This is a genomic window from Mesorhizobium sp. M1066 (assembly GCF_040318635.1).
GTDB lineage: Bacteria > Pseudomonadota > Alphaproteobacteria > Rhizobiales > Rhizobiaceae > Mesorhizobium.
Map to the genome: position 1 here is coordinate 46,590 of NZ_JAMYMR010000001.1, position 22,480 is coordinate 69,069.

Here is a 22,480-nt window from a genome sequence, read left to right on the forward strand (position 1 = left end):
GGCAATGTCCGCGGATCGTTTCATACCCTATTCAGGATGGCCGCGGACTGTTCGTTGCGCGTTGCCTGGCATCTGCGATTTTGTTTGACCTGCCTTGCAAGGGGAGAAAGGATGCGTCATCCGACCCCGACGTTGGCTGCCTGCCCCGCGTGGCCTCCGCAGAGGAAATGCCTGATGACGCTGCACGACGTCGCGCTCGACGACAAGTTCGATCTCGCAAAGGAGCGCATCTTCCTGTCCGGCGCGCAGGCGGTCATCCGCATGCTGCTGATGCAACGCGAGCGCGATCGCCGCGCCGGCTTGAACACGGCCGGCTTCGTCTCCGGCTATCGCGGTTCGCCGCTCGGCGGCCTCGACATGCAGCTGTGGAAGGCGAAGAAACAGCTCGCCCAGGCTGACATCGTCTTCCAGCCGGGTCTCAACGAGGAGCTTGCCGCCACCGCTTGCTGGGGCGCGCAGCAGACGGAACTGCTGGGCGAGGGCACCCATGACGGTGTCTTTTCGGTCTGGTACGGCAAGGGGCCGGGCGTTGACCGCTCAGGCGACGTGTTCCGCCATGCCAATCTCGCCGGCTCGTCGAAGCATGGCGGCGTGCTCGCTCTGATGGGCGACGACCATATGGCCGAATCCTCGACCAATGCGCACGCCACCGAATTCCTGTTCGTCGACACGATGGTGCCGATCCTCAATCCCGCCGGTGTCCAGGAGATCATCGATTACGGGCTCTACGGCTTTGCCATGTCGCGCTTTGCCGGTACCTGGGCGGCGATCAAATGTGTCAAGGACAACATCGAATCGACCGCCTCGGTCGATGCCTCGCTCGAGCGGCTGAACATCGTCGTGCCAGACTTCGATATGCCTCCAGGCGGTCTCAACATCCGCCATGAGATCGACATGCTCGGCCAGGAGGAGCGGCTGCATGAGCATAAGCGCGCCGCGGCTTCCGCCTTTATCCATGCCAACGGGCTGAACCGCATCGTCTATTCGGGCGGCCGCAATCCGAAGATCGGCATCATCACGCTGGGCAAGAGCTATCTCGATGTCCGCCAGGCGCTGGAGGACATCGGCATTGACGAGGCGGCCGCCAACCGCATCGGGGTGCGGCTGTTCAAGGTCGGCTGCCCCTGGCCGCTCGACCTGCATCACATCGCCGATTTCGCCCAAGGCCTCGACACCATTGTCGTCGTCGAGGAGAAGCGCTCGCTGATCGAGGTGCAGTTGCGCGAAAGCCTTTATGGCACTGCCACCCAACCGGTCATTATCGGCAAGAAGGACGAGCGCGGCGACTGGCTGTTTCCGGCCAAGGGCGCGCTCGATCCCAACGAGATCGCCATCGCGCTTGGCGAGAGGATCGTCAGGACCATCGGCCCGTCTGAAGAGATTTCGGCGCGGGTGGCGAAGCTGCGCCAGTTCCAGGCAATGCTCGCCGACGCCACCGACATCGGCTCGCGCACGCCGTTCTTCTGTTCCGGTTGCCCGCACAATTCGTCCACCAAGGTGCCGGACGGCTCGATCGCCGCTGCCGGCATCGGTTGCCACTTCATGGCGCTGTGGATGGACCGCAACACCGTCGGCTTCACGGCCATGGGCGGCGAGGGCGCGCAATGGGTCGGACAGGCGCCGTTCTCCAAGCGCGAGCACATCTTCCAGAATCTCGGCGACGGCACCTACAACCATTCCGGCACGCTGGCGATCCGCTTCGCGCTGTCGACCGACGCCAACATCACCTACAAGATCCTCTACAATGACGCCGTCGCCATGACCGGCGGCCAGCCGCACGAAGGCGGCCTGACCGTCGACATGATCGCCAGGCAGGTGCGCGCCGAAGGCGTCGACCGCATCGCCATCGTCACCGATGAGCCCGGCAAATATGCCGGCAAGGCGGAATTCCCGGCCGGCGCCACCATCCATCACCGTGACGACCTCGATCTCGTCCAGCGCGAGCTGCGCGAGGTCAAGGGCGTTTCGGTGCTGCTCTACGACCAGACCTGCGCCGCCGAAAAGCGCCGCCGCCGCAAGCGCGGCACCTTCCCCGATCCCGACAAGCGGGTCTTCATCAACGAACTGGTCTGCGAAGGCTGCGGCGATTGCGGCGTGCAGTCGAACTGCGTCTCGATCCAGCCGGTCGAGACCGAATTCGGCCGCAAGCGCAAGATCGACCAGTCGAGCTGCAACAAGGATTTCTCCTGCGTCAACGGCTTCTGCCCGTCCTTCGTCACCGTGCACGGCGCCAAGATCCGCAAGGCCGAGGGCCTTGCCGGCAAGGCCGATCCGCTGGAAGGCGTGCCCGTGCCGGCGCAATTCCCGCTTGGCGAGCAGGGCTGGGCGGCGATCATCGACGGCGTCGGCGGCACCGGCGTCGTCACCGTCGGTGCGGTGCTCGGCATGGCGGCGCATCTCGAGGACAAGGGCTGCGGCATGATCGACATGGCCGGCCTCGCCCAGAAGGGTGGCTCGGTGTTCACGCATGTCCGCATCGCCCGCACCCCGGACGACATCCATGCCATCCGCGTTTCGGCCGGCAAGGCCGATCTGGTGCTTGGCTGCGATCTCGTCGTGTCGGGCGCCAAGAAGGTGCTGACCGCTGTGCGCGAGGGCCACACCATCTTCGTCGCCAACACCGCCGAGATCATGCCCGGCGAATTCGCCCGCTCGGCTGATTTTTCGTTGCCGATAGAGCGGCTGAAAAAGGCGATCCGCGCGGCAGCGGGCGACGACAAGGCGCATTTCTTCGACGCCACCCGCACCGCCACGGCACTTTTCGGCAATTCGCTCGGCGCCAACATGTTCATGCTCGGCTTTGCCTTCCAGCATGGCGGCCTGCCGCTGTCGGCCGAGGCGGTCGAGAAGGCGATCGAGCTCAATGGCGAAGCCGTGGCGATGAACGTCGCCGCTTTCCGCTGGGGACGTCGCGCTGCCCATCAGCCGGATTTCGTGCGCGGCCTCGTTGCCCAGCCGGGTCCAGCCGTGGCTGGAAAGGCCGGCCCGGCCACGGATGTCGCCGAGACACTGGACGATATCATCGCCCGCCGCGTCGCCTTCCTGACAGCCTATCAGAACGCCGCCTATGGCAGGCGTTATGCCGAAAAACTGGCCGTTTTGCGCGCCGCCGAAGCGAAGGCCGTACCTGGGTCGACCACGGTGTCGCAGGCCGCCGCCAGGAACCTGTTCAAGCTGATGGCGATCAAGGACGAATACGAGGTGGCTCGGCTCTACACCGATGGATCGTTTGCCGCCGAATTGGGCAAGCAATTCCAGAGCTACGACAAACTCGAATTCCATCTCGCTCCGCCGATCATGGGCCGTCGCGGCAATGACGGCAAACCGAGGAAATCGAGCTTTGGCCCGTGGATGATGAAGGGTTTTCGGGTTCTGGCGGCGATGAAGGGCCTGCGCGGCACCGCCTTCGACCTGTTCGGCTACACCGCCGAACGGCGCATGGAGCGGCAACTGCTGGCGCGGTACGAGGCGGATCTGGAGCTCATCGCCGGATCGTTGGCCCCGGCCAGGGTCGATGCGGCGGCTGCATTGGCTTCGGTACCTGCCCTCATTCGCGGCTACGGCCACGTCCGTCGAGCCAGCGCCGACAAGGCTTCGAGCGAACGCCAAAGGCTGCTCGAACGCCTGTCGAGTACGCCGGCGCGGCCCGAACTTCAGGCCGCCGAATGATCGATACGCCTTGTTTACCTGAACGACAGTTTCCTTGCTTTCCGTAACGTCACTCGGCTTGACGGCAGGAGCGCGGGGGTCTCTCTAAATCTTTCTTAAGGCGGATGTGGCACTGCTTGGCTCCCCAGGGTTGGGATTCAGGCGTTGAATCTGAGAAAAAAGAACGAGGTTCCGGTCGACGTCTACATTCCGTTCGTGGAAACCCTGTTTCGCGACGGGCTGACGCTTTCGATCGGCATTCTCGCGCAGACTTTCCTGATCGGCCTTGTCTGGTGGAAGAACGGCGATCCGCGGTATTTGCTGGTCGCCATCTCGATGGTTCTCGTCGGTGTGTTCCGCATGAGAAACTTTCGAAAATACAACAGCATGCCTTCGCCGACGACCTGGGAAGAAGCGCACAAGCGTGAGAATGACTACATTCTCTATGGCTCCCTGCATGGCTTGACGCTTGGCGCCTTCTGCCTGCTCGGCATCTATTTCGCGCGCGACGGTTTCGCCGAAATCGCCTCCGTTTGCCTGACGCTGGCGACGGCGACCTCCATCGCCGGCCGCAACTACGGCTCGCCGCGCATGGTCACCATCTTGACCATTGCCTTGACCTGGCCGATCTCGCTGGGCTTCCTGCTGCGCGGCGACATCTACCATGTCCTCCTCGGGCTCCTGTCGGCGCCGTTCCTGTTCGCCATCCGGAAATTCGCCAACACCGTACGCGATGTGCTTTTTGCGGCCGTCTCGGAAGAAAAGAAGGCCAACCGCATCGCCCAGCGCTTCAATCGTGCGCTCAACACCATGTCGCACGGCCTTGTCATGCTCGGCCCGGACGGCCGCGTCGCGGTGGCCAATGCCGAGGCCGCGCATCTGATGTCGCTCAAGTCGCCCGACGCGCTGCTCGGCCGGTCGATCCATGGTCTGTTGATGCGCGGTGTCGCCGGCGGCATGCTGGCGCCCAAGGATTGCCGCTACATCGAGGCCCAACTGACGCGTGCCCTGCGCGAGGGCCGCGACCGCAAGGTGCTGGTTTCCCTCGCCAACGGCCAGCATTACGAGTTCTCGGCTCGCGAAGGCAGCCAGGAACTGGGCGTCATCACCTTCGAGGACGTCACCGCCCGTGTCGAGGCGGAAGACAAGATCCGCTTCATGGCACGTTACGACAACCTCACCGGCCTGCCCAACCGCGCCTATTTCCATGAACTGGTCGGCGAGGCCATGGTATCCGGCGACCGCGATCGTCTCTGCGGCCTGGCGGTGCTCGACCTCGACGATTTCAAGAGCGTCAACGACACGCTTGGTCATCCGATCGGCGACGGCTTGATCTATGCCGTTGCCGAGCGGCTTGCCGCCATTGCCAGGCAAGATATCACCGTCAGCCGTTTCGGTGGCGACGAGTTCATGATCTTCTTCGACCGCGTCGAGGATGAGAGCCATCTGACCAGCCAACTCGACGAGATTTTCGCCGGCTTGCAAGGGGAAGTCGACGTCGCCGGTCACGGGCTGCGCATTCAGGCCAGCGGCGGCGCGGTACTGTCGCGGGTCAAGGATACCGATGTCGACGCCATGATCGTCAAGGCGGACTTGGCGCTCTACAAGGCCAAGGAACTCGGGAAGAACAGCTGGCGGCTGTTCGAAGCCTCGATGGATGCCGCTTTCCGCAACCGTCAGCTGATGAAGGCGGATCTGCGCACAGCCGTGGAAAGCAAGAGCCTGCGGGTGGTCTATCAGCCGATCGTGGCGATGAGCACCATGCGTATCGCCAGCTGCGAGGCGTTGTGCCGGTGGGATCACCCCGATCTCGGGCCGATCTCGCCCAGCATCTTCATTCCTTTGGCCGAGGAAATGGGCATCATTTCCGAGATCAGCACCTTCGTGCTGCAGGCAGCCTGCGCCGAATGCGCCAAATGGCCGGACCAGACCAGCGTCTCGGTCAATCTCTCGGCCAAGGATTTCCGCAACCGCGACGTCATCCAGAAGGTTCGCGATGCGTTGGCCGCATCCGGCCTCGCCGCCTCCCGGCTCGAGATCGAGGTCACCGAAACGGCGCTGCTCGACGACAAGTCGCTGACGCGCCAGTATATCGAGGAGCTGAAGCAGATCGGCGTACGCATCGCGCTCGACGATTTCGGCACCGGCTATTCGAGCCTGAGCTACCTGCACAAACTGCCGCTCGACAAGATCAAGATCGACCGCTCGTTCCTGATGGACGTCACCCAGAACCCCCGTTCGCTCGAGTTGCTCAAGGGCATCGTCAATCTGTCGCGGCCGCTGGGGCTTTCGGTCACCGTCGAGGGTGTAGAGACCTTCGAGCAGCTCAAGATACTGGCGCTGCAGGTCAAGCCCGATCTCGTCCAGGGGTTCCTGTTCGGTTCGGCGCTCAGCGCTTCCGGCATCGAGACCATGTCGAACACCGTATGGCCCTTCGCCAAGGATATCAGGACCGCCAAAAAGGCGGTACGTCGCTGATTTGCGGCGTATGGCGCATGGTGCCCAGGCACCGAGAGCCCATCCCTGTTTTCATCAGGAGGCTCCGAGGTTTCCTTGCGCGTCGCGGGCCATGCCAAAATTTCCGCCGCTTCCCGTCATGTTCGAGATATGCTCTTTCCCCGTCGCGACGCAGAAAATCAAGAAAAGCACTATTTTAGTCTTATTTTAGCAATCGTTAACCTTAACGACTGGTAAACGGGCTGCTTCCCATTTTCATCTTTTACATCCCAGGACCCTGTCGTAGTGTCGGAGCGCGGCGGCAATGTACGGGGATTGAGTTGATGATTGTGCAGTTGAGTTCGCTTCGTCCCGTGACGGGCGAGGACGGCAAGGACGCCGCCGACACCATGTCCAGCTTCGCCCGCAACGTCTCGGCGATGCTTGAGCGGACAGAGTACCGCCGCTGCGACAAGGGCGAAGATCTCGAGGACATCTACCGCCTGCGCTACAAGTCATATCGCTCGAACGATATGGTTCCCGACAACGAAAACCATACCATTCACGATGAGCTCGACGAGGCACCGAATGTCTACCGCTTCGGGGTCTATATCGACCAGGAACTCGTCAGCACGCTGCGTATCCATCACGTCACCTTGGCGACGCCGATGTCGCCTTCCACCAAGGCCTTTGGCGACATTGTCATGCCGATGCTTCGTGACGGGCTGAGCTTCATCTGCCCCAGCCGTTTTGCGTCCGATCCCGAATGGTCGCGCGTCTACCCGCAAATTCCTTACTTGACCCTGCGGCTGGCCGGCATGGCGTGCTTCCATTTTAACGCTCCCTACTGCCTGTCGACCATTCGTGAGGATCACGCCGGCTTCTACAAGCGTATCTACTACTCGGAGAAGATCAGCGAGTCGCGCGCCTATCCGGGCGTTTTCAACAAGGTCGTGCTCTACCGCGCCGACGTCAACGCCATCCGCGAGCGGTCCTTCTCACGGTTCCCGTTCTTCCGCTCGACGCCAATGGAACAGCGCATGCTGTTCGATACGCCGCATGTCGGAGAACTCGCGCCGCTGACCATCCTGCCCACGGCAAAGTACTATCACGAAGCCGCCTGATACGGCAGGATTCACACGATTTTGCAGGGCCGACAGGGAGCCTTTTGGCGACTTCGGCGTTCTGGGTGCGGCCACGAGCAGCGCTCCGGGTCGATTCTGAAGTTTTTGAGGGAACCCGTCATGACCATTTCCACACTTGCGCTCACCCCGCTCATCTCGCTGATCGCCGGCGTGCTGATCCTGGTCATGCCAAGGCTGTTGAACTACATCGTTGCGCTCTATCTGATCGTCGTCGGGTTGCTCGGGCTATTTCCGCATCTAGCCGGCTGAGGCGCCGGCTTAGGCCACGCAAGCGTCCGCCTTCGGAGCATCTTTCCGCATCAAGCGCCGGAATCCAGCGATCGGACTCCGTCGCGCGTCGGCAGCCGGCTTCAACCTTTCTTTGAGGCAGTTGTCGGTTGTTGTGCGGCAATAGCGCCATTGCTCTCGGCCCGGCTTTTCGCTATGTGCCTGAAAGATGTCTTCGAAGGGGTATTCCTATGGCTGATCACTCGCCGACCGGTCCTGTCGAACTGGGCGCGAAGATGGACTATGCCGAGCATGACCGCACCTATGCGGGCTTCCTCGCGCTGGCCAAGTACGGCTCGCTGTTTTGCGGCGCCCTGCTCCTGGCGATGGCCTTCGGCTTCTTCGCGGGCGGCTTCTTCTCGGCGACCATTCTGTTCGTGCTGATTCTGGCTGTCGGCGCCTTTATCCTCCGATAGATTTTTCCGACACCTTGTCCATGGCGCCGCCGCGAGGCCGGCCGGCGTCTTGCGGGAAATAGCTTCCGGCCGAAAGGATCATGCGGTGGGACAGACGGTTTTCATCCCTCGTGAGCTCGATGCCAACGAGCCGCGCGTCGCGGCCTCGCCCGACACGGTGAAACGGCTGGCGGCGCTAGGCTTCGACGTCGTCGTCGAGACCGGCGCCGGCACGAGGTCCCGCATCCCCGACGAGGAATTCGCCAAGGCCGGCGCTGCCATCGGCAAGGTTTCCGATGTCGCCAAGGCCGATGTCGTGCTGAAGGTGCGTCGGCCCGGCGATGCCGAGCTGAAGAGCTACAAGCGTGGCGCGGCCGTGATCGCCATCATGGATCCCTATGGCAACGATGCCGCTGTGGCAGCCCTGGCCAAGGCTGGCGTCACCGCTTTCTCGATGGAATTCATGCCACGCATCACCCGGGCGCAGTCGATGGACGTCTTGTCCTCGCAGGCCAATTTGGCCGGCTATCAGGCGGTGATCGACGGGGCTTCGGAATATGATCGCGCGCTGCCGATGATGATGACGGCTGCCGGCACGGTGCCGGCGGCGAAGGTCTTCATCATGGGCGTCGGCGTCGCCGGCCTGCAGGCGATCGCCACCGCGCGCCGGCTTGGTGCGGTCGTCACCGCCACCGACGTTCGCCCCGCCGCCAAGGAACAGGTCGCCTCGCTCGGCGCCAAGTTCCTCGCGGTCGAGGACGAGGAATTCAAGGCTGCGGAAACGGCCGGCGGCTACGCCAAGGAAATGTCGAAGGAATATCAGGCCAAGCAGGCGGCACTCACATCAGAGCACATCGCCAAGCAGGACATCGTCATCACCACGGCGCTTATTCCCGGCCGGCCGGCGCCAAAGCTGGTGTCGGCGGCGATGGTCGCCTCGATGAAGCCGGGCTCGGTGCTCGTCGATCTGGCGGTCGAGCGCGGCGGCAATGTCGAGGGCGCTGTACCGGGCCAGGTGGTGACAACGGCCAATGGGGTAAAAATCGTCGGCCACCTCAATGTGCCCGGCCGCATCGCGGCGTCGGCCTCGCTGCTCTATGCCAGGAACCTGTTCGCCTTTCTCGAGACGCTGGTCGACAAGGCGACGAAGACGCTTGCCATCAATCGCGACGACGATCTGGTCAAGGCAACGATGCTGACCGATGGCGGCAAGATCGTGCATCCGGCTTTCATAAAGGCCGACCAGCAGCCCCATGTCGAGCCGGCCGCAATCCCGGCCAAGACCATGGTCGCCGACGCTTCGCCCAAGAAAGCCGCGCCCAAGAAGGCGGCCGCACCCAAGTCGCCCTCGTCGAAGCCGAAAGGGATCGCGTGATGGACCAGACCCTGCAGAAAGCCCTCGACCAGCTCGACCAGGCCTCCGCCGCGGTCCGGCTGGCAGTGCACAATCTGGCGACCGCGCCCGGCGGCACTGACGCGGCCGGCGATGCCGCGCATGCGCTCTCCGGCGGCGCCATCGATCCCTTCGTCTTCCGCTTCGCCATCTTCGTGCTGGCGATCTTCGTCGGCTACTATGTCGTCTGGTCGGTGACCCCCGCACTGCATACGCCGCTGATGGCCGTCACCAACGCCATCTCCTCGGTCATCGTCGTCGGCGCGCTGCTTGCCGTCGGCATCGCCGCCTCCGGCATTGCCGCAGGCTTCGGCTTCGTCGCGCTGATGCTGGTTTCGGTCAACATTTTCGGCGGCTTCCTCGTCACCCAGCGCATGCTGGCCATGTACAAGAAGAAGGACAAGTAGAGCGCCATGAACGCCAACTTCGCGTCCTTCCTCTACCTTGTCTCCGGCGTCCTGTTCATCATGGCGCTGCGCGGTCTGTCGCATCCGACCACCAGCCGGCAGGGCAATCTCTACGGCATGATCGGCATGGGCATCGCCATCGCCACCACGCTGGCGCTGGCAACCCCGTCGGCGGGCCGCTTCGGCCTCATCGTGCTCGGCCTCGCCATCGGCGGCGGTGTCGGCGCCGTCACCGCGCGGCGCATCGCCATGACCTCGATGCCGCAGCTGGTCGCCGCCTTCCACTCGCTGGTCGGCCTCGCCGCCGTCATGGTGGCGGCAGCCGCCATCTATGCGCCGGAAAGTTTTGGCATCGGCACGGATGGTGACATCCACGCCCAGGCCCTGATCGAGATGAGCCTTGGCGTCGCCATCGGCGCCATCACCTTCACTGGCTCGGTCATCGCCTTCCTCAAGCTCGATGGCCGCATGTCCGGCAAGCCGATCATGATCGGCGGACGCCACTTCATCAACGCAGCACTTGCCATCGCGCTCGTCGTGCTGATCGTGCTACTGGTCACCACCGAGTCCAAGCTGGTCTTCTGGCTGATCGTTGCCGCCTCGCTGGTGCTCGGTATCCTGCTGATCATCCCGATCGGCGGCGCCGACATGCCGGTCGTCGTCTCGATGCTCAACTCCTATTCGGGTTGGGCAGCTGCCGCCCTTGGCTTCACGCTCGGCAATCTGGCGCTGATCATCACCGGTGCGCTGGTCGGCTCATCCGGCGCGATCCTGTCCTACATCATGTGCAAGGGCATGAACCGAAGCTTCATCTCGGTCATTCTCGGCGGCTTCGGTGGCGAGACGGCAGCGGCCGCCGATGACGGCATCGAACGCACGGTCAAGCAGGGTTCTGCCGACGATGCCGCTTACCTCATGATGAACGCCCAGAAAGTCATCATCGTGCCGGGCTACGGCATGGCCGTTGCCCAGGCGCAGCACGCGCTGCGCGAAATGGCCGACAAGCTCAAGGCCAATGGCGTCGACGTGAAATACGCCATTCATCCGGTCGCCGGCCGCATGCCCGGCCACATGAACGTGCTGCTCGCCGAAGCCAACGTGCCTTACGACGAAGTGTTCGAGCTCGAGGACATCAACTCCGAATTCGCGCAGGCCGATGTCGCCTATGTCATCGGCGCCAACGACGTCACCAACCCGTCCGCGCGGGACGACAAGTCCTCACCCATCTACGGCATGCCGATCCTCGACGTCGACAAGGCGCGCACCTGCCTGTTCGTCAAGCGCTCGCTCGGTTCGGGATACGCCGGCATCGACAACACGCTGTTCTACAAGGACGGCACCATGATGCTGCTCGGCGATGCCAAGAAGATGACCGAAGAGATCGTCAAAGCCATGGATCACTGATCAGGAATCAGCACCGAGACAAGCCAAGAACCGCCCGGCTTCGCGCCGGGCTTTTTCTTGGCCGTGCTTTCTTGGCTTGACGGCGATTTCGGCGCTACGATGACGAATTCCCGCCTCGACGGCGGGACTGTCGTCGACGGAGACGTTGGTGCCTGACCTGATCGCATCGCTGCCCGGAAAACCGCCGCGCAAGCCTGGCCAGGCGGTGGTGATCGTGCATGGCATGGGCGAACAGCGGCCGATGGATACGCTGCGCGGCTTTGTCCAGGCTGTCTGGAGCCACGACCCCAGCCGCGCGCCGTTTTATGCCCATGTCGCCGATCCGGCCGACCCCGCCGGCGCGAAGATCAACCAGAGCTGGATCACTCCCGACAGCCGGACCAATTCGTACGAACTTCGCCGCATCACCACGCCCTACGATGTCGATGGGCGCCGCACCGATTTCTACGAGCTTTACTGGGCCGACATCACGCAGGGCACGACGCGGGGCCGGCTTGCCGCCTGGGTGATAAACCTGCTGTGGCGCAAGCCCGCCGACATACCGCCCGACGCCCGAAAGCTCTATCTGGTCACGCTTCTGGCCGTCATCATCGTTCTGGTCGCGGCTCTCGCGCTTGCGACGTCGGTTTGGCAGCAGCAAATTTCGTGGACCGTCGGCTCGCTCGTCACCATCCTGGCCTCGTTCGTCATCTGGTCGGTGGACCGTTTTGGCCTTCCCTATTTCGGCGATGTCGCCGCCTATGTGCGCGCTGAAGCTGCAACCGTCGAGAAGCGGGCTCTGATCCGCAGCCGCGGTCTGAAGCTGCTTGAGCATCTGATGATGGACGATACCTACGATCGCATCGTGCTGGTCTCGCACAGCCTCGGCTCGATGATCGCCTATGACCTGCTGCAGATCTTGTGGGCCGATTTCAGGCCCCGAAAACTGGAGGCCATCCGCGACAAGGCGAAACTGAAGGCGCTCCGCGCCATCGACAAGGCGACGCTTGTTGCCGACGGCTCGGCATGGCCCGGCAGCCTGGACGATCTTGCCGGGTTCAGGCGCGATCAGTGGGAGCTCTATCGCCAACTGCGCACCAAGGACGACAACCATCGGCCTTGGAAGATCAGCGATTTCGTCACGCTTGGCAGCCCGCTGACCCACAGCGAATTTCTGGTGACGCACAATCTCGCCGAATTCAGACGCGGCATCGCCGAGCGTCTGTTCTCGGCATGTCCGCCGGTCGCCGAGGGAGCGGCGGCCGGTGGCACTGTGCTTTATCAGGAAGGGCGCAACCGTTCTTCAGGCAAGCCGCAGCGTGCGGTTCATCATGGCGCGGTGTTTGCGGCGACGCGGTGGACCAACATCTTCGACAGCGGCAATGGCTGGCTGACCGGCGATCCGATCTCGGGGCCGATGGCGGAGAATTTCGGCCCAGGCGTGGAGAACATCCAGGTCGAGCTACGCGGTTGCCTCGGCCGTGTCTTCACCCACACGCTGTACTGGTCGTTGACGGCGACCGGTGTCGAGGTCGGCGATCGGCGGCGCTCGCATCTTGCCGTGCTGCGCGACGCGGTCGACCTCGGTCGCAAACTGGAGCCGAGCCAAGCCGAAGCACCGACGATTCCTCCCCGAAAATAGGAACGGATTTCAGCGAACGGGGCCGAGGCATCGCTGTGCGACAATTTCAAAGCAAAGCCACTCCGGCGGGCCGGAGTGGCTTTGTTGCAAGTGCAGTTCAGCGGTTGGCGATAAAAACCGCTTCCTCATCGTCGCGCTGCCTGCCTCCGAGGGCCGCGGCGGCACTGGCGATAAAGGCGCCGATGGCCAGCGAGAGCGCACCAAGCAGGGCAAACGTCGCACTGGCCTTCCTGGCGGTGTCGGCGGCCTGCTGCGCCTTGACTTTGGCGTCCTGAGCCCTGGCGATGATCGCATCCACCCGCGCCTTGGCATCTGCTTCCGAAAGACCGGTGCGGGCGGCGACGAGTTGCGACAGATAGGTCTTGTCGTCTGCCGAAACCTCGCCTGCCGCCGCACCGGCGATCAGGATGCGCGAAGCCTGACCGACCGCAGCCGCATCGCTGTCCGGATTGGCGGCAGCCAGCCTGCCCGGATCAGCCGGACGGAACAGTGAATCCACCAGGTAGGAGGTCGCATTGTCGGCCGATGTGCTGCCGACATTGGCCGAAGCCCCCGCCGACGCGCCCATCGCCGCGCCAGACGCGATGGTGGACACCGCCTGCACGCCTGAGCCTATCGCAGCGGAAAGCGCGGAGCCAAGCACCCCGACGACGAGCAACGTGGCCAGCGCCCAGGCAAGAAAGCCGTGTGCGGTGTCCCGGAAATAGACTTCATCGGTGTGGATGCCGACCCATTTGGTGCGCAGGCGTCCGGCAAGATAGCCGCCGACGCCGGAGGACAGCCATTGCACGATGACAAGCCAGATCGCGGTGGACGCCGCGAAAGTGGTCACAGATGCGCCCGATCCCGACCATGGCGACACCATGGTCAATCCCAGCCCCGAACCGAGCAGCATGAGGATGAGGGTCAATGTAGAGGCCGCGAAGGCTCCGGCGATGATCGGTCCCCAACTGACGGCGGTGGAGGAGGACTCGGTTGAGGCGGAAACATCGACCGCCGACAGGGTGGACTGCATGGAAGCCCCCTATCGTACGAACAGCATGATCAGAATGATGATCGGAATCGGAATGCCGAGCAACCAGAGCAAAATGCCACGTCCCATGGAGGCCTCCTGTTAGAATATTGTGAATCGATGTTGTCACAATGTTCCAAGGGAACTTCCGTTCCGGCGCGTTGTAAAATGATTTTCTTGCCGCCAGCGGAACATTGGCGCGCCGCAGCGCGCCAATTCAGATTTGATGTCCAGATCAGATGTCCAGATTGGCGACCGACAGCGCGTTGTCCTGGATGAACTCGCGCCTGGGTTCGACCTCATCGCCCATCAGCCGCGAAAACAGCGAATCCGCATCGGTCGCGTCATTGACCTTGACTTGCAGCAGCGAGCGCACGTTCGGATCGAGCGTGGTTTCCCACAGCTGTTCGGCGTTCATCTCGCCGAGACCCTTGTAGCGTTGCATCGTCAGGCCCTTGCGGCCGGTCGCAAAGACCGCGTTGAGCATCGCCAGCGGCCCCGAGATGGTTTCGGAGACATCTTTGCGGCGCAGCACCGGCGGCGACCCGTAGACCTCGCTGAGGCGCTGTGCGTAGCGGTCGAGCTGGCGTGCGTCGGCCGAATTGATCAGCGCCAGGTCGAGATGCGCGTATTCCTTGACGCTGCGCACCGTGCGCTCGAACACATAGCCGCCGACGCCTTCATTCGAGGTCGACATGCGGCCGGTCCAGCCGCGCTCGGTGTCCTCGGCGATGATGTCGAGGCGTTTTGCAATCCGCTCCGCCATGTCGTTGGCGCGGCCGAGATCGGTGAACACGTCCGGGTTGAGCCCGCCGGCGATCGCCGCCTGCTCGACGACGCCTCTGTTGTAGCGCGTGTGCAGGCCGTTGATCAGCTGGCGCACCGCCAGCGCGTCGTCGATGGCTCCGCGCAGGTCCTGTCCGATGCGAACCTCGCCCGAGCCGAGGGTAAGCGATGCTTCCTCCAGTCCCGAGCCGATCAGGAACTCCTCGAACGCGCTCTCGTCCTTGATGTATTGCGAGCTCTTGCCGCGCGTCACTTTGTAGAGCGGCGGCTGGGCGATGTAGAGATGGCCGCGCTCGATCAGCTCCGGCATCTGCCGGAAAAAGAAGGTCAGCAGCAAGGTTCTGATATGGGCGCCGTCGACATCGGCGTCGGTCATCAGGATGATCTTGTGGTAGCGCAGCTTGTCGGCGTTGAACTCGTCCTTGCCGATCGAGGTCCCGAGCGCCGTGATCAACGTGCCGATCATGTCGGAGCCGAGCATGCGGTCGAAGCGGGCCCGCTCGACATTGAGGATCTTGCCGCGCAGCGGAAGAATGGCCTGATTCTGGCGCGAACGGCCGCCCTTGGCCGAGCCGCCGGCGGAGTCACCCTCGACGATGAAGATTTCGGACTTCGCCGGGTCGCGTTCCTGGCAGTCGGCCAGCTTGCCGGGCAGGGAAGTGACGCCGAGCGAGCTCTTGCGGGTAATATCGCGCGCCTTGCGCGCCGCTTCGCGCGCCGCCGCGGCCTGGATCACCTTGTCGACGACCACCTTGCCTTCGCTCGGGTGTTCTTCCAGCCAGGTGCCGAGCGCTTCGTTGACCAGGCCTTCGACGACAGGACGGACTTCCGACGAGACCAGCTTGTCCTTGGTCTGCGAGGAGAATTTCGGATCTGGAACCTTGACCGACAGCACCGCCGTCAGACCTTCGCGGCAATCGTCGCCGATCAGCGAGACCTTTTCCTTCTTGGTCAGCCCAGAGGATTCGCCATAGCCGGTGATCTGGCGCGTCAGCGCGCCGCGAAAGCCGGCCAGATGCGTGCCGCCATCGCGCTGCGGGATGTTGTTGGTGAAGGCCAGCACGTTCTCGTGGTAGCTGTCGTTCCACCACATCGCCACTTCGACGGTGATCCCGTCGCGCTCGGCCTTGATGGCGATCGGCTTGTCGATCAGCGGTTTCTTGACCCGGTCGAGATATTTGACGAATTCTTCGAGGCCTCCATCATAGTGCAGTTCATGGCGCACGACATCGGCGTGACGGGCATCGGTCAAAATGATGCGCACGCCGGAATTGAGGAAGGCAAGCTCGCGCAGCCGGTGTTCCAGCGTGCCGAAGTCGAACTCGACCATGGTGAAGGTCTCGGACGACGGGAAGAAGGTGATCTGGCTGCCGCTGCGGCCCTCATAGGTGCCCGGCTGCTTGTCCTGCTCATAGCTGCCGGTCGCCTTCAGCGGTGCGTCGGCATTGCCATGCGTGAAACTCATCTCGAAGATCTGGCCGTTGCGGCGGATTTTCAGCTTCAGCCACGCCGACAGCGCGTTGACCACCGACACGCCGACGCCATGCAGGCCGCCCGAGACCTTGTAGGAATTCTGGTCGAACTTGCCGCCGGCATGCAGCTGCGTCATGATCACTTCGGCCGCCGAAATGCCTTCTCCGGTGTGGATATCGGTCGGAATTCCGCGGCCATTGTCGATCACAGTGACCGAACCGTCGGGGTTGAGCGTCACGGTGACGAGGTCGGCGTGACCGGCCAGCGCCTCGTCGATGGCGTTGTCGACCACCTCATAGACCATGTGATGCAGGCCCGAACCGTCGTCGGTATCGCCGATATACATTCCGGGGCGTTTGCGGACAGCATCCAACCCCTTCAAAACCTTGATGGAATCGGCGCCGTATTCGGCTTCAGCGCCGTTGTTGTTGTCGATCTGATCGCTCATGAAAACCTGTTGTCTGGATGCCGCTTGCACAGCGCAAAAAATCCGCGCCGAATCGCGCCTCTGATATCGACTAGATATAGGCGCAAAAGGCGGTTTTTCCAAGGTTTGCAGGCATTTCACGGGGAATCAGCCGGCTGTCCACGACAGGCTCTCGCCAAGCCCTATTTCACCTTGGCCAGCCGGTCCTTGAGAAACTTGATCATGAACTTGTATCGTGGCGCCAGCCGCCCGCTACGGTCGAGCTCCAGCGTCATGTCGAGCGCTTGCGAAAGCACCGTCTTGGGGTTCTTGGCGACCTGAGCGTAGTCGATCATGGCAACCACCAGGTCGCGCTGCCAGGTAGCGTTGTCCGGATCTGCCTCGGCAAGCCGCTGGCGGATGTCCAGGCTGTCCTGGAAAGCCTGCCGCGCGCCTTTGACGTCGCGCTGCTTGGCCTTGAGCATGCCGATCTCGGACAGAGTGATCGACAGGTCGCGTTGCCAGTCGGCATTGGCAGGGTCGAGCTTGGCCAGCCGGTCGGCGATGGCGAAACTATCTATATAGGCCTTGAGTGCTCCGGCGCGGTCGCCCTGAATCGCCAGAATGCCCGCTACTTTTTCCAAGCTGACCGAGAGGTCGCGTTGCCAGTCGGCGTTGGCAGGGTCACTGGCCGCCAGCACGCGGGCTATCGAGAGGGCCTGCCTGTAGGCGGCGAGGGCTGCCGGCCAGTCCTCTTGATCGCTCAGCGCATTGCCGATCTTTGCGTTGCCGACCGACAGGTCGCGCTTCAGCTCACTGTTGTCGGGGTCGCGGCCCACCAATTGTTCGACAATCGCATGGCCCGCTTTATAGGACGCGAGTGCGCCCGCCGCATCGCCGCGCTCGCGCTTGAGGTCGCCGATCGTATCATGGCTGACGGAGACATCGCGTTGCCGCTCGGCGTCCCGCGGCTTCTTCTCGGCCAGCGCCAATCGGACCTTCAGGCTCTCCTCGTAGGCCATCTGGGCGTTGTCCAGTCGCCCCATGACCCGGGCAAGGCCGCCGATCTCGTCATAGGTGATGGTCAGGTCGCGCTGCAGCTCGGCGCGCTCCGGTTCGTTATCGGCAAGCTGCTTCTTGATCGACAGGCCCTCCTGGTAGATTTGCGAGGCCCCAGCCAGATCGCCTTGCGTCACCAGCACATTGCCGATTTTGTCGTCGGCCATGGCGAAGTCACCGAACCATGACAGCCGATCGGGTTCGGCAGCGGTCAAATCCTTGAGCATGGTTCTGGCGGTCTGATAGTTTTCCAGCGCTTCCGGCAGGTCCCCTTGCGCCAGCTTGACGTTGCCGAGCTTGATGTGGCTGACGGCAAAATCGCGCTTGACGCTCGTGTCGGTTTCCCGGGCCGAACGCAGCTCGAGATTGGATACCAGCGCTGCAAAGGCGCGGCCTGCCGCATCGGTGTTGCCGACAAGGGTGTAGAGCTTGCCGAGCTCGTCCAGCGTGCGGATCTGGCGGTCGGCGTGGTCCAGGGTCAGATCGGTCTGCCCGGCCTCGCCGTAAAGGGCCAGGACCGATTCATAATCCTTGATGGCCGTGGCGTAGTCGAGGTCGGCGCGCGCCGCACCGCCGGACAGGAAACGCGTCGCCGCCTCGGACAGCGTGCGGTTGACGAAGTTGGCCTTCAAGGCGTTGCGCGAAACATTGTCGATGTCGGCGGCCTTTGCGAGGATGGCGCGAGCCCCATCGAAAGCGCCGAGCGAAAGCTGCTCCTCGGCCTGCCGGCGCAGCTCCGTCACCTGCGGATCATCGGAGGCCAGCGTCCTCATTTCGCTGCGCACCTTGACGAAGGCGTCCGCCGCCTCGCGCAACCGGGCATTCAGGCTGTCCGCCGAAAGGTGGCTGGCGTCGGAGCTGATCAGCACGCCGTAGAGAGGCGCCAGCGGCATGTTGGCATCGCTGGCAACCTGCTCGACCTCACCGCGCATTTCCGGCGTTACGTCGGCCATGGCAAGCAGCAGGCGCTCGCGCTCCGGCAATTGTTCCTTGGCGGCCTCGGCGAAGAACAGCTTCGGCAGGCCGCTCTCGACATAGGGCAGCTGCTTGCCCCGCGACAAATCGTAGACCTCCTGCTGCACCAGCGTCAGCACCGAGCGGATCTCGAGCCCGTCGGTGCCGAGATATCTGGTCAGCGCTGTCGTGAACGGCGAGTTCTGGCCGGTTCCGTCGGCGGCCGTCTCACCCGGTGCGGCGGAAAAGGCGAACAGGATGTTTTCGGCGCGGCCAGTCCGGCCGAGACCCGGCTTCACCTTGTCGGCGACATCCTTGGCCAGCGAGATCGCGCCGCGCCCTTCGCCGCTGCTTCCCGAGAAGGGATCGCTGCGGCAGGCATCGAGCATGATCAGGCCGACCTTGGCGGTGGCCGCCACGCTGTCGCGCACCTCCTCCAGCGGCAGGCTGGTCTTCTCCAGCGCATCGAGCGAGGAGGCGTCGGCATCGACCGGGAGCAGCCGGTTGTCGCCAGAGATTTCGACGCCGTGGCCGGAGAAATAGACCAGCGCCACGTCGGCGCCTTTGGCATCCTGGCGAAAATCGTCGAGCGCGCGGCGCATGCGCCGCAGGTCGCGGTTGGTTTCGAGGACGACCTCGAAGCCGAGCTTCTTCAGCACCGCTCCCATCGCCTCGCCGTCATGAACCGGGTTGGCAAGCGGCCGGATCAGGCGGTAGTCGTCGTCGGCGATGATCAAGGCCACGCGCCGCTCAGCCGCCGCGGTGGCGGTGGTCATGAGCATCAGCAGCAAGGCAAAAAGCAAACGCAAGTCGAACCGCCCCCCGGCTTGTCCCTTTGCGCGAACATTCCACCTCTTTATGCCATGAGCAAGCCGGGCTTTTTGCGGAAGACCAGCGTTTTCAGGCAGCCCGCATAGGCTTCAAAGCCTCGCTCCAGCGCAACAGCTCGTCGAGCATGGTTTTGGCTCCGCCCTGCACCTGTTCGCCGGCGTTGAAAGCGCCGTTCTCGTCGAGCAGTTTCTGATACATCGGCAGGGCGACGCCTTCCGAGATCGGCATGACACCCACCGAGGTCAGCAGCGGCTTCAGCGCTTGCGCCGCGCGCAGGCCGCCGGAGACGCCGCCATAGCTGAAAATGGCGGCAGGCTTGTACTTCCATTCACGCGAGAGATAATCGATCGCGTTGACGATCGCCGGCGCCACGAAATAATTGTATTCCGGCGCCACGAAGACGAAGGCATCGGCGGCATCGATCGCTTTCGACCAGGCCTTGGTATGGTCGTTCTGGTAATTGCCGAGTCTTGGATGGTGCGGTTCGTCCAGCACTGGAAGCTTGAACGTGTCGATGTCGGTCAGTACCGGCTCGAATTTTCCATGCTCGCGCGCGAACGTCTCCAGCCACTTGGCAAAAACCGGCCCTGCGCGGCCTGGCCGCGTGCTGCCGATGATGATGTTCAACTGGTGCTTCAAGCTGGGCTCCTGCGATAGCGGTATCCATTGGTGACTGCCACCTAGGGCATGCCGCTCGGGGCAACAAGAAGGCACCTCACGGTAACCGGTCACGTTCCGGAGAGCAGGGCCTTGCCGTACGGTCACATGGACGCCTGCTTTGCGGCCCACTACATTGGGTCATCAGCGGAGCACAGCATGGACATCCAGCCCGCCCCCTTCATTCCCCCGGCGCCGAAGCCGCGCACGACGCCGCCCTCGACGCTGGAGATGATCCGCATCGTCTACCGCAACCCGCTCGAATTGTGGGGTGAACACACCTACAACGAGCCTTGGATTTCGGCCAATGGCGTTGGCGGACATCTGATCGTCGCCAACGATCCCGGCCTGATCCGCCATGTGCTGGTCGACAACGCCAGGAACTACAAGATGGCGACGGTGCGCCAGAAGATCCTGCGGCCGATCCTGCGCGACGGCCTGCTGACCGCCGAGGGCGAGGTCTGGAAGCGGTCGCGCAAGGCGATGGCGCCGGTGTTCACGCCGCGCCACATCTTCGGCTTCGCCCAGCCGATGCTGAGACGCACGCTGGACTTCGTCACCCGCTATGAAGACGGCGGCACGTCCGACATCGCTCATGACATGACGCTGCTCACTTACGACATCCTGGCCGAGACGCTGTTTTCCGGCGAGATCGCTGGCGAGCCCGGCAGTTTCGCCAACGAGATCGACCGCCTGTTCGAGACCATGGGACGCGTCGACCCGCTCGATCTGTTGCGCGCGCCCGACTGGCTGCCGAGGCTGACCCGCATCCGTGGCCGCAAGACCATGGCCTATTTCCGCAAGATCGTCACCGACACGGTCAAGATGCGCGAAGCGAAATTCAAGCGCGACCCCGATGCCGTGCCGCAGGATTTCCTGACGCTGCTGCTCAAGGCCGAGGGACCCGACGGACTGACGCGGGCCGAGGTCGAGGACAACATCATCACCTTCATCGGCGCCGGCCATGAGACGACGGCGCGTGCGCTCGGCTGGACGCTCTATTGCCTCGCGGAATCGCCGTGGGAGCGCGACAGGGTCGAGCAGGAGATCGACCAGGTGCTGGCGCGCGAGCCCGATCCGACGAAGTGGCTCGATGCCATGCCGTTCACCCGCGCGGCCTTCGACGAGGCGCTCCGGCTCTATCCGCCGGCGCCGTCGATCAACCGCGAGCCGATCGAACCGGAAATGTGGAAGGATCTTTATATTCCGAAGCATGCCGCCGTACTGGTGATGCCCTGGGTCGTGCATCGCCACAGGAAACTGTGGGACAGGCCGGATGCCTTCCTGCCGGAGCGCTTCCACCCGGGAAATCGCGAAAAGATCGACCGCTTCCAGTATCTACCGTTTGGCGCCGGCCCGCGCGTCTGCATCGGCGCCAGCTTCGCCATGCAGGAGGCGATCATCGCGCTGGCGATCATGCTGTCGCGCTTCCGCTTCGACACCACCGCCGAAACCAAGCCCTGGCCGGTGCAGAAACTCACCACGCAGCCGCAAGGCGGCCTGCCAATGCGGGTCACGCCGCGATAGGCATGAGACACAGCTTCAGACGGTTGTGATAAATCAAGCTGCAGGCTTGCGCTGCTGGAACTGGCCGGCGGCGCGGTAGCGCCAGAGATAGCTGGGCAGGATCGTCGCGATCGATTGCGGCTGGATGCCGAGCCCTGCAAGCGTCCTGTTGGTCTTGTTGGCGGCGTCCGAAACGATGTTGTGCTCGCGCAACTGCATCACCTGGTCCTTGGTCAGCAGCGGATTGGGCAACAGGCCGAGGATCGAGGCCTGGATGTTGGCCACCCACCACGGAACCGGCACCAGCAGCCGCTTGCGCTCGATCACGTCGAGCAGCTCTTCCATGCACTGCTTGAAGGTGAGCACTTTCGGTCCGCCGAGTTCATAGATCTGGCCGCCATCCACCTTGCCGTCGACCGAGCGCGCCACCGCTTCGGCCACGTCGCCGACATAGACCGGCTGGAACTTGGTCTGGCCGCCGCCGATCAGCGGCAGCACCGGCGAATAGCGCGCCATGTTGGCGAAGCGGTTGAAGAAGCTGTCCTCAGGGCCGAAATTGATAGACGGCCGGAAGATCACGGCGTCTTTGATCGTCTCCAGCACAGCCTTTTCGCCAAGCGCCTTGGTTCGCGCGTAGTCTGATTCGGAGTCCAGATCGGCGCCAAGCGCAGAAATGTGGGTCAGGCCGGCGCCGACCGAGCGCGCGGCCTCGGCCACTGCGCGGGCGCCGAACTCATGCACGGCGGAGAATTTCTGCCGGCCGCTCTCATGCAGGATGGCGACCAGATTGACGACATGGTCGGCGCCTTGCACGGCGCGGTCTACCGACCAGCGCACGCGCACATTGGCCTGCACCGGCTGGATCTGGCCGACATTGCCGAGCGGCTGCAGATGGCCGGCGAGATCGGGCCGCCGGCAGGCGACCCGGATGCGATAGCCGCGCTTGGCCAACGCGCGCACGACATGGCGCCCGACAAAGCCTGACCCGCCAAAGACGACGACGAGCTTTGGGGTCTGCAGGATTTCGGTCATGGCTGGCTCCGGCGCTCGCAAGCTTGGCTGAAGCCGTTTCATAATCCG

General features: G+C 63.4%; 15 protein-coding genes. 10 read left to right on the top strand and 5 right to left on the bottom strand.

Features of this window, described 5'->3' with window-relative positions; translation table 11 throughout:
- Positions 1-174 precede the first annotated feature (174 nt).
- The 9 genes from NKH52_RS00225 (at position 175) to NKH52_RS00265 (ending at position 12,716) form a co-directional block, all read left to right on the top strand.
- Positions 175-3,669: an indolepyruvate ferredoxin oxidoreductase family protein gene (locus tag NKH52_RS00225; protein WP_352732577.1), complete on the top strand. Its 3,495-nt coding sequence runs from the start codon at positions 175-177 to the stop codon at positions 3,667-3,669.
- Positions 3,670-3,813: 144 nt separating this feature from the next.
- On the top strand, positions 3,814-6,126 hold the full coding sequence (locus tag NKH52_RS00230) for a putative bifunctional diguanylate cyclase/phosphodiesterase (RefSeq protein WP_352732574.1): 2,313 nt from the start codon (positions 3,814-3,816) through the stop codon (positions 6,124-6,126).
- 302 nt (positions 6,127-6,428) lie between these two features.
- Complete coding sequence (locus NKH52_RS00235) at positions 6,429-7,208, top strand: N-acyl amino acid synthase FeeM domain-containing protein (protein WP_013528206.1); 780 nt, start codon at positions 6,429-6,431, stop codon at positions 7,206-7,208.
- Between the two features lie 120 nt (positions 7,209-7,328).
- A complete protein-coding gene (locus NKH52_RS00240; RefSeq protein WP_013528205.1) occupies positions 7,329-7,478 on the top strand; it encodes a DUF3096 domain-containing protein in 150 nt (49 codons plus the stop codon).
- Positions 7,479-7,687: 209 nt separating this feature from the next.
- Entirely contained in the window at positions 7,688-7,912 is a 225-nt protein-coding gene (locus tag NKH52_RS00245) for an aa3-type cytochrome c oxidase subunit IV (protein ID WP_013528204.1), read from the top strand.
- Between the two features lie 85 nt (positions 7,913-7,997).
- A complete protein-coding gene (locus NKH52_RS00250; protein WP_352732572.1) occupies positions 7,998-9,266 on the top strand; it encodes a Re/Si-specific NAD(P)(+) transhydrogenase subunit alpha in 1,269 nt (422 codons plus the stop codon).
- Positions 9,266-9,691, top strand: coding sequence for an NAD(P) transhydrogenase subunit alpha part 2 (locus NKH52_RS00255; protein WP_032809881.1), 426 nt, complete (start codon positions 9,266-9,268; stop codon positions 9,689-9,691). The genes NKH52_RS00250 and NKH52_RS00255 overlap by 1 nt, the downstream gene beginning before the upstream one ends.
- A gap of 6 nt (positions 9,692-9,697) precedes the next feature.
- Entirely contained in the window at positions 9,698-11,095 is a 1,398-nt protein-coding gene (locus NKH52_RS00260; protein WP_109665727.1) for an NAD(P)(+) transhydrogenase (Re/Si-specific) subunit beta, read from the top strand.
- Positions 11,096-11,243: 148 nt separating this feature from the next.
- On the top strand, positions 11,244-12,716 hold the full coding sequence (locus NKH52_RS00265; RefSeq protein WP_352732570.1) for a hypothetical protein: 1,473 nt from the start codon (positions 11,244-11,246) through the stop codon (positions 12,714-12,716).
- A 97-nt stretch (positions 12,717-12,813) separates the two neighbouring features.
- Here the strand turns inward: NKH52_RS00265 and NKH52_RS00270 are convergent, their stop codons facing one another.
- From NKH52_RS00270 to NKH52_RS00285, 4 genes are all read right to left on the bottom strand, one after another.
- The gene (locus NKH52_RS00270; RefSeq protein WP_352732567.1) at positions 12,814-13,731 is read right to left on the bottom strand and encodes a hypothetical protein; all 918 of its coding nucleotides are present in this window, start codon (positions 13,729-13,731) and stop codon (positions 12,814-12,816) included.
- Between the two features lie 232 nt (positions 13,732-13,963).
- Entirely contained in the window at positions 13,964-16,435 is a 2,472-nt protein-coding gene (gene gyrB, locus NKH52_RS00275; RefSeq protein WP_128302797.1) for a DNA topoisomerase (ATP-hydrolyzing) subunit B, read from the bottom strand.
- Between the two features lie 161 nt (positions 16,436-16,596).
- Positions 16,597-19,215, bottom strand: coding sequence for a caspase family protein (locus NKH52_RS00280; RefSeq protein ID WP_352732565.1), 2,619 nt, complete (start codon positions 19,213-19,215; stop codon positions 16,597-16,599).
- Between the two features lie 91 nt (positions 19,216-19,306).
- Complete coding sequence (locus NKH52_RS00285; protein ID WP_023811502.1) at positions 19,307-19,876, bottom strand: NADPH-dependent FMN reductase; 570 nt, start codon at positions 19,874-19,876, stop codon at positions 19,307-19,309.
- A 177-nt stretch (positions 19,877-20,053) separates the two neighbouring features.
- Here NKH52_RS00285 and NKH52_RS00290 point away from each other — a divergent pair, with 177 nt between their 5' ends.
- Positions 20,054-21,421 (top strand): cytochrome P450, encoded by a 1,368-nt coding sequence (locus tag NKH52_RS00290; protein WP_352732562.1) that lies wholly within the window; start codon positions 20,054-20,056, stop codon positions 21,419-21,421.
- Positions 21,422-21,454: 33 nt separating this feature from the next.
- Here the strand turns inward: NKH52_RS00290 and NKH52_RS00295 are convergent, their stop codons facing one another.
- Entirely contained in the window at positions 21,455-22,432 is a 978-nt protein-coding gene (locus NKH52_RS00295) for a complex I NDUFA9 subunit family protein (RefSeq protein ID WP_127289790.1), read from the bottom strand.
- Between the last annotated feature and the right edge of the window lie 48 nt (positions 22,433-22,480).

Bases quoted from the DNA above. Each gene is read 5' to 3' on its own strand.
- NKH52_RS00225 (WP_352732577.1), top strand. From the start codon at position 175: ATGACGCTGCACGACGTCGCGCTCGACGACAAGTTCGATCTCGCAAAG.
- NKH52_RS00235 (WP_013528206.1), top strand. From the start codon at position 6,429: ATGATTGTGCAGTTGAGTTCGCTTCGTCCCGTGACGGGCGAGGACGGC.
- NKH52_RS00240 (WP_013528205.1), top strand. From the start codon at position 7,329: ATGACCATTTCCACACTTGCGCTCACCCCGCTCATCTCGCTGATCGCC.
- NKH52_RS00245 (WP_013528204.1), top strand. From the start codon at position 7,688: ATGGCTGATCACTCGCCGACCGGTCCTGTCGAACTGGGCGCGAAGATG.
- NKH52_RS00255 (WP_032809881.1), top strand. From the start codon at position 9,266: ATGGACCAGACCCTGCAGAAAGCCCTCGACCAGCTCGACCAGGCCTCC.
- NKH52_RS00260 (WP_109665727.1), top strand. From the start codon at position 9,698: ATGAACGCCAACTTCGCGTCCTTCCTCTACCTTGTCTCCGGCGTCCTG.
- NKH52_RS00270 (WP_352732567.1), bottom strand. From the start codon at position 13,731: ATGCAGTCCACCCTGTCGGCGGTCGATGTTTCCGCCTCAACCGAGTCC.
- gyrB (WP_128302797.1), bottom strand. From the start codon at position 16,435: ATGAGCGATCAGATCGACAACAACAACGGCGCTGAAGCCGAATACGGC.
- NKH52_RS00290 (WP_352732562.1), top strand. From the start codon at position 20,054: ATGGACATCCAGCCCGCCCCCTTCATTCCCCCGGCGCCGAAGCCGCGC.
- NKH52_RS00295 (WP_127289790.1), bottom strand. From the start codon at position 22,432: ATGACCGAAATCCTGCAGACCCCAAAGCTCGTCGTCGTCTTTGGCGGG.